Annotated in this window: 15 protein-coding genes; 9 read left to right on the top strand and 6 right to left on the bottom strand. The window is 62.4% G+C overall.

Features of this window, described 5'->3' with window-relative positions:
- Positions 1-295 precede the first annotated feature (295 nt).
- The 3 genes from AEP_RS20765 to AEP_RS16605 all read left to right on the top strand — a co-directional run bounded on the left by AEP_RS20765 (position 296) and on the right by AEP_RS16605 (position 2,263).
- Positions 296-844 carry a hypothetical protein gene (locus tag AEP_RS20765; RefSeq protein ID WP_198301844.1) on the top strand — a complete coding sequence of 183 codons (549 nt, stop codon included), beginning with the start codon at positions 296-298 and terminating at the stop codon, positions 842-844.
- 375 nt (positions 845-1,219) lie between these two features.
- Positions 1,220-1,750, top strand: coding sequence for a hypothetical protein (locus AEP_RS16610; RefSeq protein ID WP_087496417.1), 531 nt, complete (start codon positions 1,220-1,222; stop codon positions 1,748-1,750).
- Positions 1,751-1,960: 210 nt separating this feature from the next.
- Complete coding sequence (locus AEP_RS16605; RefSeq protein ID WP_232459854.1) at positions 1,961-2,263, top strand: low molecular weight protein tyrosine phosphatase family protein; 303 nt, start codon at positions 1,961-1,963, stop codon at positions 2,261-2,263.
- Between the two features lie 8 nt (positions 2,264-2,271).
- Here the strand turns inward: AEP_RS16605 and AEP_RS16600 are convergent, their stop codons facing one another.
- Positions 2,272-3,510: an alkane 1-monooxygenase gene (locus AEP_RS16600; protein ID WP_232459853.1), complete on the bottom strand. Its 1,239-nt coding sequence runs from the start codon at positions 3,508-3,510 to the stop codon at positions 2,272-2,274.
- A gap of 23 nt (positions 3,511-3,533) precedes the next feature.
- Here AEP_RS16600 and AEP_RS16595 point away from each other — a divergent pair, with 23 nt between their 5' ends.
- Positions 3,534-4,613 carry an AraC family transcriptional regulator gene (locus AEP_RS16595; protein WP_087496415.1) on the top strand — a complete coding sequence of 360 codons (1,080 nt, stop codon included), beginning with the start codon at positions 3,534-3,536 and terminating at the stop codon, positions 4,611-4,613.
- Here the strand turns inward: AEP_RS16595 and AEP_RS16590 are convergent.
- A complete protein-coding gene (locus tag AEP_RS16590) occupies positions 4,594-5,346 on the bottom strand; it encodes a dienelactone hydrolase family protein (protein WP_087496414.1) in 753 nt (250 codons plus the stop codon). The genes AEP_RS16595 and AEP_RS16590 overlap by 20 nt on opposite strands.
- A gap of 142 nt (positions 5,347-5,488) precedes the next feature.
- Here AEP_RS16590 and AEP_RS16585 point away from each other — a divergent pair, with 142 nt between their 5' ends.
- A complete protein-coding gene (locus AEP_RS16585) occupies positions 5,489-6,250 on the top strand; it encodes an SDR family oxidoreductase (RefSeq protein WP_087496413.1) in 762 nt (253 codons plus the stop codon).
- A 49-nt stretch (positions 6,251-6,299) separates the two neighbouring features.
- Here AEP_RS16585 and AEP_RS16580 read toward each other — a convergent pair whose 3' ends face one another.
- Positions 6,300-7,235, bottom strand: coding sequence for an EamA family transporter (locus tag AEP_RS16580; protein WP_087497390.1), 936 nt, complete (start codon positions 7,233-7,235; stop codon positions 6,300-6,302).
- A 65-nt stretch (positions 7,236-7,300) separates the two neighbouring features.
- On the opposite strand from AEP_RS16580, the gene AEP_RS16575 reads away from it, so the two are divergent.
- Positions 7,301-7,771, top strand: a complete 471-nt coding sequence (locus AEP_RS16575; protein ID WP_232459852.1) for an Lrp/AsnC family transcriptional regulator — start codon at positions 7,301-7,303, stop codon at positions 7,769-7,771.
- A 62-nt stretch (positions 7,772-7,833) separates the two neighbouring features.
- On the top strand, positions 7,834-8,697 hold the full coding sequence (locus AEP_RS16570; RefSeq protein ID WP_087496412.1) for a transglutaminase-like domain-containing protein: 864 nt from the start codon (positions 7,834-7,836) through the stop codon (positions 8,695-8,697).
- A 17-nt stretch (positions 8,698-8,714) separates the two neighbouring features.
- Here the strand turns inward: AEP_RS16570 and AEP_RS16565 are convergent, their stop codons facing one another.
- The gene (locus tag AEP_RS16565) at positions 8,715-9,206 is read right to left on the bottom strand and encodes an acyl-CoA thioesterase (RefSeq protein WP_087496411.1); all 492 of its coding nucleotides are present in this window, start codon (positions 9,204-9,206) and stop codon (positions 8,715-8,717) included.
- 90 nt (positions 9,207-9,296) lie between these two features.
- Here AEP_RS16565 and AEP_RS16560 point away from each other — a divergent pair, with 90 nt between their 5' ends.
- Together AEP_RS16560 and AEP_RS16555 are read left to right on the top strand one after the other, a co-directional pair.
- Positions 9,297-9,869, top strand: a complete 573-nt coding sequence (locus tag AEP_RS16560; protein WP_087496410.1) for a DUF1993 domain-containing protein — start codon at positions 9,297-9,299, stop codon at positions 9,867-9,869.
- Positions 9,870-10,077: 208 nt separating this feature from the next.
- Positions 10,078-11,739, top strand: a complete 1,662-nt coding sequence (locus AEP_RS16555; protein ID WP_087496409.1) for an L-lactate permease — start codon at positions 10,078-10,080, stop codon at positions 11,737-11,739.
- 32 nt (positions 11,740-11,771) lie between these two features.
- Here AEP_RS16555 and AEP_RS16550 read toward each other — a convergent pair whose 3' ends face one another.
- The gene (locus AEP_RS16550) at positions 11,772-13,184 is read right to left on the bottom strand and encodes a Y-family DNA polymerase (protein WP_087496408.1); all 1,413 of its coding nucleotides are present in this window, start codon (positions 13,182-13,184) and stop codon (positions 11,772-11,774) included.
- On the bottom strand, positions 13,153-14,154 hold the full coding sequence (imuA, locus tag AEP_RS16545) for a translesion DNA synthesis-associated protein ImuA (RefSeq protein WP_087496407.1): 1,002 nt from the start codon (positions 14,152-14,154) through the stop codon (positions 13,153-13,155). The genes AEP_RS16550 and imuA overlap by 32 nt, the downstream gene beginning before the upstream one ends.
- Between the last annotated feature and the right edge of the window lie 101 nt (positions 14,155-14,255).

Raw genomic sequence — 14,255 nt, 5'->3', positions numbered from 1 at the left:
CTGGACGCTGCGTGATAAAGCCGCGCAGCGCCGGTTAGGTTTACGTTAAGCCGCAAAGCCGCACACGATGCCCAAGTCACTCAGGACCCTAGACGATCACGTCCAAAACACACTCGAGTCCCGTAGTCGCACGCAGGCTGGGCGATTCCAACCAATGGAGCCGGGTACCGAACGCGTCGCCGATGTTGTGGCGTGCTCATGCGCCGCTGTCGCAGGAGCGTTCGCAAATGATGGCTTCAGGTGGTCAAAGAGTGCGCTTCGCTTCTCACGTAAGGTCGGAGCCTTCACGCACATCGTGTCTTTTCAATCCGATAGTGCCAACACCTCTGGCTCGCACGTGGGCGTCACCATTCACGCTCAAGTTAAGTCCAGCGTATTAGCCGAGTGGAGGGAGACGGCCGGTGTGACAACTGGCGACAACATCTGGAGTACCCAGATCGGGTACCTTTCACTTGCGCATGATTACTTGAAGTGGCAGCTTGTCGACCCTGTCATGCGACAAGTCGAAGTTGCCTCGATGGTCAACGCAGTCCGTGCCTTTGTCATGCCAGCCTTTGCGGTTTGCAGTACTAAGGAAGGTCTTTCAGCGCAACTCCTCGAACGTCGTGAAATAACTTGGACTCCAGACTGGGCCATAGATGTCGCGCTTTGGGTTGATAACAAAGCTGCTGCGCAGGCACTCATCGATAGTTATTTAGCCTCGCATTCAGACTTGACCAAAACATTCATTGACTATTCGCTCTTTGAGGCCACAAATCCTTCGGCTTCTCGGCCTGCTGATCCAATTCATTGCTTGGCTTGGGTAGCGAGCAGGCATGGCCTGCGGGTACCAAGTGCGACCTAACATGTCCAACGCCTCGGAAACACAACAGAATGAAGGCGACTTCGCCGCACATATTGTGTCCCGCTCATCTCGACGTTAATGGCTGCTTTGGAGCGCGGCCAATTCCTGCAACCAGCATGTTGGCGCCTCGGCTTCGCAGCGATAGCAGGAATACCGAGAACTCACCCGTTTGGGTGATGTTCAGGATAAGTCTGAAGAATCAAAATCGAATGCAATAGATTTATAGATTTGTCGGTATTCCTGTTACCCGATTTAACTCATGGGAAACCGCCGCAAGCTTGACCGCAAACCAGTTTTGAAGAGTTCAAAGTCTAGTACATGCAACTGGTCCCAGCACATAGAGCATGTTATGAAACACATGAGTCCCTCACAAACATGAATTTAGTTCGCTTTGCATTGGTGATGCTGCTCTGCATTCGTGCAGCACTCGGGCATGCTGCCACGCTGTCAGACGAGGATCAAAAGGCAATTCTTGCAGTCGTAAATGTGGTCCGGCAAGCAAGTCTCCGTGAAGATATCGAGGCGATTGCAGATGTGACGTTCGAACCGTTGATGGAGCTTTTTGGCGGCAGGGAGTCCTTCATCAATGCCGGCAAGCAAAGTCTAGCCATTGGTAAATCCTTGGGAATCACATTGATTTCCTCTACTCCCCCTGAACCCGGCGAACTTCTAGATGCTGGAGAATACTATGCTTGTGTAGTGCGCGAGGTGTATGTTCTGCGCATTGAAGAAATGACCATTCGCGACACGGGCTTCTCGATCGCTGTTCGAAAGAAGGGCCTTAGTGGATGGAGTCTCATTGGCGGTGCTGGTCTTCGTAAGGCGCCGCAGGTGCTCAATCAGCTCCTGCCCGATTTCCCGAGCACTTACGTTCTACCCAAGAATGTTCAGGAGCGGCTTCAATAACCACAGTGCTCACGCACAGTCTGACGCTTCTGGGATCTAGGCATACAGCTTCGCAGCCCGCTCAGTCCCGATAAAAAAACTGGAATTAAATGACCGTTTAGGTTTGACCCAAAAGTCGCATTCCAGCCCGAAGCCGAATTAGCCTTTCAGCTGGCCCACCAGCCAAAACACCCCATATCTCGATTGCAAAAAGTCCTCTTCATCTGCAGCATGAACCGCTGGCGCAGCCCTACGGCGGAGCAGGTTTTTTCTGAGCATCCAGGCGTCGAATGCACATCAGCAGGCTTGAATCGTGGGGCTGAGAACCCGCTCACCGCTGAACTGGTCGATTGGGCTGAACTCATTTTTGTCATGGAGCGCAGCCACAAAGCCAAGCTCTCGGAAGAGTTCAAACCCCACCTAAAGGGAAAACGAGTGATCTGCCTCGACATTCCCGACAACTACAAGTTCATGGACACGGCATTGGTGCAGTTGCTTGAACGCAAGGTCTTGCCGTTTCTGCCCCGTGGCTAAGGCACCGCTTACCGTTCCACCAAGCCGTACTTCGCCATCAACCGTTCTCGTTGCCCCGGTGCAAAGTTGATGCGCGCCGGGTCACGCCCGACCGCCGCAAGCAAACGCTTGTCCATCACAGCAAACCACAAGGGCGGCACATAGGCGATGGGGAACATGCCGAAGTAGCCACTGGGCAGCTGCGGTGCTTCGTCAAAGTGCCGCAGCGACTGGTAACGCCGCAGTGGGTGGGCGTGGTGGTCCGAATGGCGCTGCAGGTGGAAGGTTGCCCAGTTGGAGAACACGTGGTTGCTGTTCCAGGAATGCTGGGGCTTGCAAGTTTCAAACCGGCCATTGGCATCCTGCTGACGAAGCAGCCCATAGTGCTCTATGTAGTTGGCCGATGTGAGCTGGAAGTTCGACCACAGCGACGCCAACACCAAAAAGCCCAGCACCTGCGGCCCCAGCCATACACAAAGCGCCACCCACAGTGCGAGGGTGATGGCTGCGGGTTGCAATATCTCGTTGTGCCAGGACCATAAGGCCTGTCCGTCCAAACGGGTGCGCTCGCGCTCCAGTGCCCACGCGCGGCGCCAGGCACCGGGCATTTCGCGCCATACAAAACGCCAGATCGATTCGCCCATGCGCGAAGAGGCCGGGTCTTGCGGGGTGGCCACATCGCGGTGGTGGCCGCGGTTGTGCTCGATGGTGAAGTGGCCGTAAAACGTGGGCGCCAAAATCAGCTTGGCCAGCCAGCGCTCCAGCGGCGCGCGCTTGTGGCCGATCTCATGGCCCAGATTGATGCAAAAGCCGCCCACACCGCCGGTGGAAATGATGAGCCCCAACAGCCCCACCCAGGTAATGCCGGCCACCTGGCTGAACCAGGCCGCACCAATGAACGCCGCCCATAGCAAAGGCACCAGCGCAAAGGTCACACGGCGGTAGTAAGGGTCCGCCTCCAGCCCGGGCACTGCCGATTCGGGCGGGTTGCTGGTGTCGGTGCCCAGCATCCAATCGAGTGCGGGCGCCACGCCATACACAAAGAACACCGGCAGCCACAGCATCAGCGTGTGCGGGTACCAGAACCACAGCAAAGGGCCGGTCGCGATCGACAAGGGCACCAGCAAAGACAACACCCAGGCAAAGCGCTTGCGGTCCACATAAGGCTGCACGGGTGCGGGGGATGACGGGGGGATGGGGAGGTTGGCAGTAGTCATCGCCGCAGTGTCAAAGCGCCAAGCATGGGTTACCACCGATAGCGCTGCCAAAGGGTCGTCTTAAACTGCCAAACATGCTCTATTTGCCCGCCACCAAGGGAAAACACCCAGCCCCGCAGGCCCGCCCCGCGGCCGGTGCCGAGGCATTGGTACACCCGATTTACGCGCGCCTGCTGCGCATGCTGCTTCAGCAAGCCGCGATTGACAGCGACCGCGTGCTGGCCGCCGCTGCGCTTGACTGGAACCAGCTGCTCACCACCGAGCAGCGCTTGCCGCGCGACACGGTGATCCGGCTGGTGCAAGCCGCCATGCAGGCCACCGGCAAACCCTGGCTAGGCCTGGAGCTGGGCGACCAAGCACCGGTGTCAGCCCACGGCCCGCTGGGCTACGCCGCCGTCACGGCGCCGGACCTGCAACATTGCCTGATGGTGCTGGGGCGCTACGGCCCGGTGCGGGAAGACAGTTTCAGCTGGTCCTTCCAGATGCGCCCCGAAGGCGGCACCCTGCAAGTGATTGACCGGCTGGACTGGGGCAGTGCGCGCAGCTTTGTGCTCGACACCATGGCCGCGGCCCTGGTGCGGGTGCTGCATGCTGCAGTGGGCTCTCTGCCTGCAGGTCTGCGGCTGGATGTACCTCTGCCCCGCCCCGCGTGGGTGGCGCACTACGAGCGCGCCCTGCCCTTGCCCTTGCAATTCGGGCAGCCCACACTGGCTTTGCATGTGCCGGCCGCCGCCTTGCGCCTGCCGTTGCTGGGCGCGGACGCACGTGCGCACGCCGCCGCCTGCCATGAGTGCGATGCAGCCTTGGCTGAGCTGGTGCAAAGCAGCATGGCGCAACGCGTGTCCAGCCTGCTGGGCCACACCCCGGAAGGCAGCTACCCCCGCCTGCCGGATATTGCGGCCCAATGCGAAGTGTCCGAGCGCACCCTGATGCGGCGCCTCGCCCTGGAGGGCACCTCGTTCCAGCAACTGCTGGACGCCCACCAACAAAGCCGCACACTCTGGCTCTTGCAACACACCAGCGACAGCGTGGAAGACATCGCCGGCCGCTTGGGCTATACCGACACGTCCAACTTCAGCCGCACCGTCAAGCGCTGGTTCGGCTACACGCCCAGCGCCTTGCGCAAGGGCACGCTCAGTACAGCGCCCGCCTGAACAACCCAATCGCCATCTGGTAGCCCAGCAGCTGCAGCTCCGCGTCATAGCGCTCGCCTTCGTCGCGCATGAAGGCGTGCACGCCGTTGAACTCGTGCCATGTGAAGTTAACGCCGGCCTTCACCAGGGTGCTGTAGACCAGCGCCCGGCCTTCGGGTGGGATGTGGGGGTCTTGCTTGCCCCAGATCATTTGCAGCTCACCTTTGATTTCGGGAGTGCGGGTCAGGCTGTCGTTGCCGGCGCTTGAGGGCACCATGCCGGAATGGATGTCGGTGGCGTAGAAGCAGGACGTGGCGCTGATAGCCGGGTTCATGGCCGCACGATAGGCAAGCCCGCCCCCTAAGCAAAAGCCCATGGCGCCTATGCGGCTCGAGCAGTAAGGCAAAGTGCGCAGATGGTCGATGATGGCTTGCGCATCGCTGTCGTGCGCTTCCAGCGTCTTGACCACTTTGTCGGCGTTGCCCTTGTCGCGCCCGGCGTCGTCATAGCCCAGCACGGTGCCGATGGGGTTGAGCTCATGAAACACCTCGGGCACCACCACCACAAAGCCGTGCCCGGCCATGATCTGCGCGCTGCGGCGAATGGGGCCGGTCTGCTGAAAAATCTCGGAATAGAGAATGATGGCCGCGTACTGCTTGGGCGCTGCGCCCTCAGCGTCCTTGGGGCGGTACACGTAGCAGCGCATCACGCCGGTGGGGGTGGAGAGGTCAACTTCGTGAGACTGGATTTGCACAGCAATAACTCCGGTGAAAAACGTGCCCCGAGTATCCGGCACTGGCGGGTACGGCCCGCGCCCTGTCGCGCGGGTTACGCCAGCGGCAGCGTGGCGCTATGCCGCGGCCTAAGATGCCCTTTTTTGCGGCAAGGGGCATTCCATGGACATTCGGTTTGACAACAAAGTGGTGCTGGTCACCGGCGGTGGCGGTGGCATCGGGCGGGCCAGTGCGCTGGCGTTTGCGCGTGCAGGTGCCAAGGTAGCGGTGACCGACCGTGACGTGGCCGCTGGCGAAGAAACCACAGCACAAGTCAAAGCGCTGGGGGCCGAGGCGCTGTTCATTGCGGCGGATGTGATGCAGGCCGCCCAGGTGCAAGCCATGGTGACTCAAGCGGTGGCGCACTTCGGGCGGCTGGACTGCGCCTTCAACAACGCCGGCATTGAAGAAGAACACATGCGCCTAGCCGACTGCGAAGAGGCCACCTTTGACCGCATCATGGGCGTGAACGTCAAGGGCGTGTGGTTGTGCATGAAGTACCAGATTGCGCAGATGCTCGCCCAAGGTGGCGGCGCCATCGTGAACACCGCATCGGTGGCCGGGCTGGTGGGCGCGCCCAAGATGTCGGCCTACAGCGCGAGCAAACATGCAGTGATCGGCCTGACCAAATCGGCCGCTGTGGAATACGGGCGCAAAGGCATTCGCGTGAACGCGGTGTGCCCCGGCGTGATTCGCACGGTGATGCTGGAGCGCGCCGTGCAAGCCGACCCCAAGGTGGCCGCCACCGTAGCAGGTGCCCACCCGATCGGCCGCATCGGCGAGCCCGATGAAGTGGCTGCCGCCGTGCTGTGGCTCAGCTCGGATGCGTCCAGCTTTGTGACTGGCCTGGCCCACACGGTGGATGGTGGGCTGACTTCGATTTAAAGCGTTTGTCCGGGGGCTAGCCCCCGGCACTTACACCAGGCTTTTTTTTTCACGGCCGGGCTGTGCGGCTACGCACCCAACCCACAATGGCCGGGCCGTACATGATCATGGCCAGCGCACCGGCAATCAGCGGCAGTGCCAGGAACACCCAGCCGGTGAGCACTTCTTTACCGATGACTACACCCACCACCAGGGCTACGGCGGGGTTCACAAACGAGTAGCTGCCGGCCACCGCAGCCGTGGTGTTTTGCAGCAGCCAGAGGTAGGCATTGAGCGCTATGAGCGTGCCGAACACCAGCAGGTACCACCAGGCCAACCAGGCTTCGTGCGACACATTGCCCAGCGACCCTTGCGGCTCGATGAGCGAGGCTGCTACCACCCCCATCAGCCCGCCGGCCAGCCACTCAGTGGCCGAGGCCATGGCAGGGCCCGGTAAGTCCAGTTTGCGGGAAGCGTAAGAGCCCACGCTCCAGCAGAGCGGTGCGCCAAAGGCAGCCAGGGCGCCCAGCCAGCTGGCAGAAAAGTCGCCCTCCATGGCCAGCAACAAAGCCCCCGCCACACCCAGCACCAAGCCTACCCAGCTAGTGGTCGGCACACGTTCACCGCCCAGGCGCGTCCACAGTGCCAGCCACATGGGCATGGTTGTGATGACGGTGGCCATGAGCCCGGAGCCGATGCCCTGCTTTTGCGCGAACACCACCAGGTTCATGGACACAAACACCATCAGCCCGCCCACCAGCGCGGCATTTCGCCACTGGCGCCAGCTGGGCAGACTCTCGCCGCGCCACAAAGCCCAAGCCAGCATGATCACACCGGCCAACGTGAAACGGGTGGCATTCATCCACAGCGGTGGGAAGCTATGCACCGCCACGCCGATGGCAAAGTAGGTGGTGCCCCAGACGATGTACACCAGCCAGAGCGCCACCATGAGGCGCCAAAATGGGGACAAACGCCAGCCTTGCTGAATATTGAGTGCCGAAATCATGAATAGTCCGTAAAATTTACGGCAACCAGCGCCGTTGGGCGTGATATTACCGAAAAACCAGCCCAATGCAAGCAAATATTCAGACAGATGCCATCGACGCAAAAATTCTTACGGCGTTAGGCGAAGACGGCCGACGTTCTTACGCCGAGGTGGGTGCGGATGTGGGCTTGTCTACCGCTGCGGTGCATGAGCGGGTAAAGAAGATGCTGGAGCGCGGCGTGATTCGCCGTTTCTCGATCAGCGTGGACCCGCACACCGTGGGGCTGAACTTCACCGCGTTTGTGGCGATTCGCAACGATGGCGGCGCCCACTGCCGCGACATTGGACCCCGCCTGCGCGAGCTGCCCTCGGTGCAAGAACTGCACAGTGTGGCCGGCGAATACGACCTGCTGGCCAAGGTGCGCACCCCGCATGCCCGCGACCTAGAGGCGGTGCTGCTGCAGATCAAGGCCATCCCCGGTGTAGCGCGCACCACCAGCACCGTGGTGCTGAACACCGAGTTCGAAGACCAGCCCCTGCGCCTGCCCGGCACCTGAAAGCACACCCCCTTGCAGGGCGGCGCACAGACAAAAGCGCGCCAAACCTGTAGAAGGAGGGGATGATCCGCCTTCGCCTTGCCATCCAGCTGCACTACCAAGTGCAGCCCCCGGGCGGCGACTTTGTATTCCACTTGCACGCGGCCTTCACGCCGCGCCAGCGGGTGGTGTCCGAGTCGCTGCACTTCAGCCAGCCCCTGGCCTACACACTGGAGAGCAGCCCGCCCTCCACCAACCGCGTCCTGCGTACCAGCGCCCTGCCCGGCATGCTGCAAGTGGCCTATGCGGCTACGGTGGATCTGGACCATTGGGTGGCAGCGCCCGCCACCATCGCAGAAGTGCCGGTCAGCCGCCTGCCTACCAACGTGCTGCCCTACCTGTACCCCAGCCGCTACTGCCAGTCGGATTTGCTGCTGCAGTTTGCGCAGCAGGAGTTCGGCCAGCGCTGGCAGGGCTACAGCCGGGTGCAGGCCATTCGCGACTGGGTGCTGCAGCACACCGCCTTCAGCCCCAACACCTCCAACAGCAACACCTCAGCCTTGGACACCCTGCAAAGCCATGTGGGGGTGTGCCGCGACTTTGCGCACCTGATGATTGCGCTGTGCCGTGCAGCCAATGTGCCGGCACGCTTTACCACCGGCATCGACTACGGGGCCGACCCCGCTCTGGGGCCGACCGACTTCCATGCTTATGTGGAAGCCTATGTGGGCGACCGCTGGTATTTGTTTGACCCCTCAGGCACCGCCATCCCCATGGGCCTGGTGCGCTTTGCCACCGGGCGCGATGCGGCCGACGTGGCCTTTGCCACCATCTTCGGCTCCGTGCAAAGCAGCACCCCGGTGATCAGCATCGAAGCCATTCCAGGGGCAGACGGCCTGCTGCGGGTGCCGCACCACAGCGCGGATGCGCTCAGCACCGACGGCTGAGCACGGACAAAAAAGACTCAGGCCGCGCCGGGCTGGCGGGTGGTCTTGCGAAACTTTTCTTCCAGCTCGTGGCGCAGGGCCTTGCGCATCTGGGCAGCCTCGAAGCGGCGCTTTTCGTCATCGGTCTCGGGCTGCAGCGCCGGCACCGGCGCGGCCTTGCCGTGGTCGTCCACCGCCACCATCGTAAAGAAGCAGCTGTTCACATGGCGCACCTCCTGGGTGCGGATGTTCTCGGCAATCACCTTGATGCCCACTTCCATGGACGACTTGCCGGTGTAGTTCACGCTGGCCAGAAAGGTCACCAGCTCCCCCACATGGATGGCCTGCAAAAACAGCACCCGGTCCACACTCAGCGTCACCACATAGCGAGAGGCATAGCGGCTGGCACAGGCATAGGCCACCTGGTCGAGCAGCTTGAGGATGGCGCCGCCGTGCACGTTGCCGGAGAAGTTGGCCATGTCGGGCGACATGAGCACGGTCATGGAGAGTTGGTGGGTGGGCAGGTTCATGGCAGCGTGTGGTGCAAAAAGCGTTCCAGGGAATGTGCAAGCCAAGCCTGCGCGGAGGCCCGCAGTGTAAGGGGCCGCTATATTGGCCACATGACATCGCCCGCCCCAGCCCACCCCGCCGCCGACCCCTCCGCTGCTCCGTCTGCGCTGCCGCTCCTTTTCACCGCCAGCGTGCCGGTGTTCGCCCGCTACCTCGGTCAGCTGCAAGGCTTGTTATCAAAGGCCGCCGCACACTGCGTACTGCAATGCACCCCAGAAGCTGCTCTGCTGCAGGCCCGCCTGGCGCCCGACATGCTGCCCCTGGGTGTGCAGGTGGAAATTGCAGTGAACTTTGTGTTCCGGGCGTGTGCACCGCTGGCCGGCCAGCCCGTGCCACCCTTCGGCGAGCACCGCGAGAGCTTGGCCAAGTTACAAGCGCGGGCGGAAGCAGCACAAGCCTTTTTGCACACCCTGCAACCGGAGGACTTTGCCGCAGCTGCTGAGCGCATCATTTGCGATCCGGCCGGCGAGACGACCGTGGCACTGGATGGCAGCACCTTTTTGCAGCAGTACGCGCTGCCCAATTTCTTCTTCCACCTCAGCATGGTCTACGCCCTGCTGCGCCAACAAGGCCTGCCGCTCAGCAAAGGTGACTTTGATGGCTGGCATGTGTATCGGGGCTGAGCCGCGCGCCGGGCCGCTGAAGCTGGCGGATTGCTGACTGCGAGACCCGTCCATTTGCCCCCTCGCCTAGGAGGGGATTTATTTTCACAGTGCCGAAAAATTCTTTTCACGCAAACACGCGTGTGAGCTTCTTACATTTGCCGCACTGCACAAACCGCCCCCTTTCAGGCGGTGTGCTTCTGCATTCAAAAGTACTTCGGAGACACACATGGTCTGGCAACAAATTTACGACCCCTTTGGGAACATGATCATCTCCACCTTGCTGGCTGCCGTGCCGGTGGTGGTGATGCTGGTGTGCCTGGGCTTTTTACATATCAAGGCACACATTGCGGCTGGCTTGGGCCTGCTCAGCGCATTGGCCATTGCCGTGCTCGGCTACGGCATGCCGGCTGAAATGGCGGGCAAAGCAGCCCTGTTGGGCGGCTTCACCGGCCTGCTGCCCATCGGCTGGATCGTGCTCAACATCATTTTCTTGCAGCAGCTTGCCGAGCAGAACGGCAGCTTCAAAGTGCTGCAGGACTCGCTCTCGGGCATTACCGAAGACCGGCGCCTGCAACTGCTGCTGATTGCCTTTTGCTTCGGTGCCTTCTTTGAAGGTGCAGCTGGCTTCGGCACCCCGGTGGCGGTGACGGCAGGCATCTTGATCGGCTTGGGCTTTTCGCCCTTGGCGGCATCGGGTCTGTCACTGATTGCTAACACCGCGCCTGTGGCCTTCGGTGCCCTCGGCACACCGGTGATCACGCTGGCCAAAGTGCACGGCTACGACCTGATGGAAGTGACTGCCATGATCGGCCGTCAACTGCCGCTGTTCTCGTTGATGGTGCCGTTCTGGTTGATCTGGGCCTTTGCCGGGCGCAAAGCGATGACCGAGATCTGGCCCGCCATTCTGGTGACAGGCCTGTCGTTTGCGATTCCGCAGTATCTGGTGTCCAACTTCATCGGACCGGAGCTGGTGGACATCATTGCAGCCATCGTGTCCATGGTGTCGCTGGTGTTATTCCTGCGCGTATGGCAGCCCAAGAAAATCTGGCGCTCCACCTCGCTCAAAGGTCATGAGCACGATGGCGGTGAAGCCAAACCCGCTGCCGCCATGGTGCGTCACTCCAAGGCGGCACTGGTCAGCGCATGGACACCTTGGCTGATCCTGACGATTTTTGTGTTTGTGTGGGGCCTGCCCCCGGTCAAGGCGTGGCTCAACAGCCTGTTTGCTCCCGCCTTCCCCATGGCCGGACTGCACAACCTGATTGAAAAAGTGCCACCCGTGGTCACCCAGCCCACCAAGGAAGGTGCGGTCTACACCCTGAACCTGCTGTCTTCCACCGGCACCGGCATTTTGCTGTCGGCCATCGTGGGAGCCTTCTTCATGAAGTACAAGCCGCTGGAAATCGTGCGCACCTTCGGCCGCACGCTCTGGCTGGTGCGCTACTCGCTCTTGACCATTGTGCTGATGCTTGCCCTGGGCACCTTGACCCGCTACTCCGGCACCGACACCACGCTGGGCCTGGCCTTTGCCAACACCGGAGTGTTCTACCCCTTCTTCGGTACCTTGATGGGCTGGATCGGCGTGGCCATGACCGGCTCAGACACGGCTTCCAACGTGCTCTTCGGCGGCATGCAAAAAGTGGCTGCAGAACAACTGGGCTTGTCCGCCAACCTCATGGGTGCGGCCAACTCGTCGGGCGGTGTGATGGGCAAGATGATTGACGCACAAAGCATCGTGGTCGCATCGACAGCTACCAAGTGGTTCAACCACGAAGGCGACATCCTGCGCTTTGTGTTCTTCCACTCGATTGCGCTGGCGTGCCTGGTCGGCATCTTCGTGACACTGCAGGCCTATGTGTACCCCTTCACCTTGATGGTGGTGCACTAAGCGGCATCAAGTGACGCTGAGGGCACGGGCTCCTACGCGAAGAGCCCGTGCAAAAACCAGGCAGCATCCTCTGCCGCCTCCAGCCGCTCGCAGTACACCCACACCAGCCCCGCCTGCGGGCTGCGGGCCATGTAGTAGTCGCGCAAGGCGGGCTCACCTTCGAGCCAGCCCGTCTCCAGACGCTGCGGGCCTGCCAGTAGCGTGAGTTGGCCGTGGTAGTGGGGAATGCTTTGGCGCACCACCAAACGCTGCGGCACCGGCAACAGCCAGGTGGGATACAGGTCTGCCGCGGGCAGCACATCACGCTCTGATTCAGAGTCTTTTGGGCCTCTAGCGCCTATGGAATGTGCGCGAGCAGCTCCTGATTTCATAGCACCTTGGTTTTCCTTGCGCGCAGCATCCGCCCGCCATGGCTGCCAGCGCTGCATGCGTTCCGGCCGGTGGTCGGCCTGCGGGGTGGCGCACTGCACGCTGTGCGCGCCCAGCCGTGCGGCCAGGCGCTCCAGGGTCTGGTGCAGGCTGTCACCCTTGCGCACGTCTTCGGGCAGCAGGCTGTGGCTCTCGCCACCCAGTGGCTGGGTCTGCAGGCTGCGCAGGCGCAGGTACAGCACCGGCGCCGGCAGGGTGACGCGAGCCAACTGCTCACCCAGAATGCGCTGCAGGTGGCTCATGTCCTGCGTGGCCTCGGCGGTACGCAACTCCAGTCGGCCTTGCTGGCCGCCTTGGTGGTGGGCGTCCACATGGCGGGTGTTGGCGCGGCGCGCATCCAGCTCCCACAGCAGCTCCAGCGCCAGCACCCCCGACTGGCGGGCGCGCAGCCACACCAGCAGCTGCGCCAGCAGGCGGCGCGCGCCGAACAACAAGGCCGGCGCTGAATCCACACTCGCCGCCAGCTCCAGCGGGGCATCAAACACATCGGGCAGCGTGAGCCAAGGGTAGACCTCAGGGCGCTGGCCGTAGGCGCGGTCTAGCGCGTCCACCACCTCTGCACCAAAGCGCCGCACCACGCCGCCCCGCGGCAAGGCCCGCAGCTGCCCCCAAGTGCGCATGCCCAAGCGGGCCAACGTGGGCAGGTGAGGCTGGGCCGCCGCCAGGGTATGCACCGGCAGAGCATCGGGCAGCACCGCACGCACCGGCGCGGCCTGCCCCACCCGACAGGCATGTACCTGCAACGCTGCCAGTGCTATCAAAGAAGTAGCGCCTTGCGCATATTCCAGGTGCGCTAGCTGCCTATTTGACTCCAAAAGCTGCTGCAACAAGGCGGTGCGCCCGCCGAACAGGCGCTCGCTGGCAGACACCTCCAGCACCAGCGCATCGCCCACGCGGGCCACCAGCGGCGTGAAACGCAGGGCCCACCATGCCAGCGCGGTGGACGCATCCACCAGCGCAGGCTCGGTCGGGGCGGCCGCTCCATCAGGCGACGGCCGCAGTGCGATCCAGTGCATGGCCTGCCTCCGCATTCATAGGCCCAACCGCATCGGCCATACCGCGCGCCGCCACGGACAGCTCGCCCTGCGCGGGCGGCAGCGGCGGCCACGGGAACGCCTGGCTCTCCACGCCGCCCAGCGCCTGCTGCTGAAATGCGGCGCGCGCGGCTTGTGTATCCAACGGCGTGGCAGACAACATCCTCCACGCTGACGCACCATCTTGCGCACTGCTTTGTAGCAAGGCTCGGCCGGCGGCCAACAACAAGCCCAATTGCTGGCTGCGTGCCTGCAAGTGCAAAGGCTCTGCCAAAGGCGGGCCGCGCCGCTTGAGGATGTCGACCTCCAGCCCGTCCAGCAACAACCCTTGCAGCGGATGCCGGGCGCGGGCCATTGGCTGCACCAGGAGGCGCAGCACGGCGGGTGATGCATCGCTGCGCGCCCGGTCCGGCCGCATCACAAACAGCAGCTTGTGGTGCTCGGCCGCAGCCAGGTGCAGGCGACGCAGCTGGTCGCCCCGGGCCTGCGGCAGCCAGGCCAGCACGGCGTCTACCTCGGCGCAACGCAGCAGCTGCTCGGTAGCCCAGAGACGACCACTCGCTTCATCTTTGACCCGCGTGCCCACCCCTACCGTGACCGACGCCAGCACCGACAGCAGCCGCCCCGAGCGCAAGCCCAACCGGGAGAGTGCCGGTGCAAACGGCAGCTGCGGCGGCCCCACCATCACCACCGGGCCGCGCCCGCACGCCGCCAGCGCAGGAAGCAGCAGACGCCATTCGCTGTGCGCGCCGGGAGGTTGCAGCAGCTCCACCAAGGCACCCACCGGCCAACCGCCGCCGGGCAAATGCGCATCCAACAATGCATCCCCTGTGGCCTGCACCGACTGCACCGGGCTCGCCAGAGTGTGCGCGTGCCAGACACCGGCGTGGATGTCCTGAGGGTCCGGCACACCGGTGGCAGAGGTAGTGGAATGGCGCGCAGCGCTAGTCATGGCAAGGGCTTTGACAAATTACTGTATTTTTAAACAGTATATGGAAAAGCCCCCTGCTATCAAAATCAAGAACAGGGTTTGCAGGCCTGGCGGGCGCTGGC

The organism is Curvibacter sp. AEP1-3 (genome assembly GCF_002163715.1).
Taxonomy (GTDB): domain Bacteria; phylum Pseudomonadota; class Gammaproteobacteria; order Burkholderiales; family Burkholderiaceae_C; genus Allorhodoferax.
Note: the sequence above shows the minus strand (reverse complement) of the source record. Positions and strands in the feature narration are given on the sequence as shown.

Coding starts and splice junctions, on each gene's coding strand:
- AEP_RS16610 (WP_087496417.1), top strand. CDS start 1,220: ATGAATTTAGTTCGCTTTGCATTGGTGATGCTGCTCTGCATTCGTGCA.
- AEP_RS16605 (WP_232459854.1), top strand. CDS start 1,961: ATGAACCGCTGGCGCAGCCCTACGGCGGAGCAGGTTTTTTCTGAGCAT.
- AEP_RS16595 (WP_087496415.1), top strand. CDS start 3,534: ATGCTCTATTTGCCCGCCACCAAGGGAAAACACCCAGCCCCGCAGGCC.
- AEP_RS16585 (WP_087496413.1), top strand. CDS start 5,489: ATGGACATTCGGTTTGACAACAAAGTGGTGCTGGTCACCGGCGGTGGC.
- AEP_RS16580 (WP_087497390.1), bottom strand. CDS start 7,235: ATGATTTCGGCACTCAATATTCAGCAAGGCTGGCGTTTGTCCCCATTT.
- AEP_RS16575 (WP_232459852.1), top strand. CDS start 7,301: ATGCAAGCAAATATTCAGACAGATGCCATCGACGCAAAAATTCTTACG.
- AEP_RS16570 (WP_087496412.1), top strand. CDS start 7,834: ATGATCCGCCTTCGCCTTGCCATCCAGCTGCACTACCAAGTGCAGCCC.
- AEP_RS16565 (WP_087496411.1), bottom strand. CDS start 9,206: ATGAACCTGCCCACCCACCAACTCTCCATGACCGTGCTCATGTCGCCC.
- AEP_RS16560 (WP_087496410.1), top strand. CDS start 9,297: ATGACATCGCCCGCCCCAGCCCACCCCGCCGCCGACCCCTCCGCTGCT.
- AEP_RS16555 (WP_087496409.1), top strand. CDS start 10,078: ATGGTCTGGCAACAAATTTACGACCCCTTTGGGAACATGATCATCTCC.
- AEP_RS16550 (WP_087496408.1), bottom strand. CDS start 13,184: ATGCACTGGATCGCACTGCGGCCGTCGCCTGATGGAGCGGCCGCCCCG.
- imuA (WP_087496407.1), bottom strand. CDS start 14,154: ATGACTAGCGCTGCGCGCCATTCCACTACCTCTGCCACCGGTGTGCCG.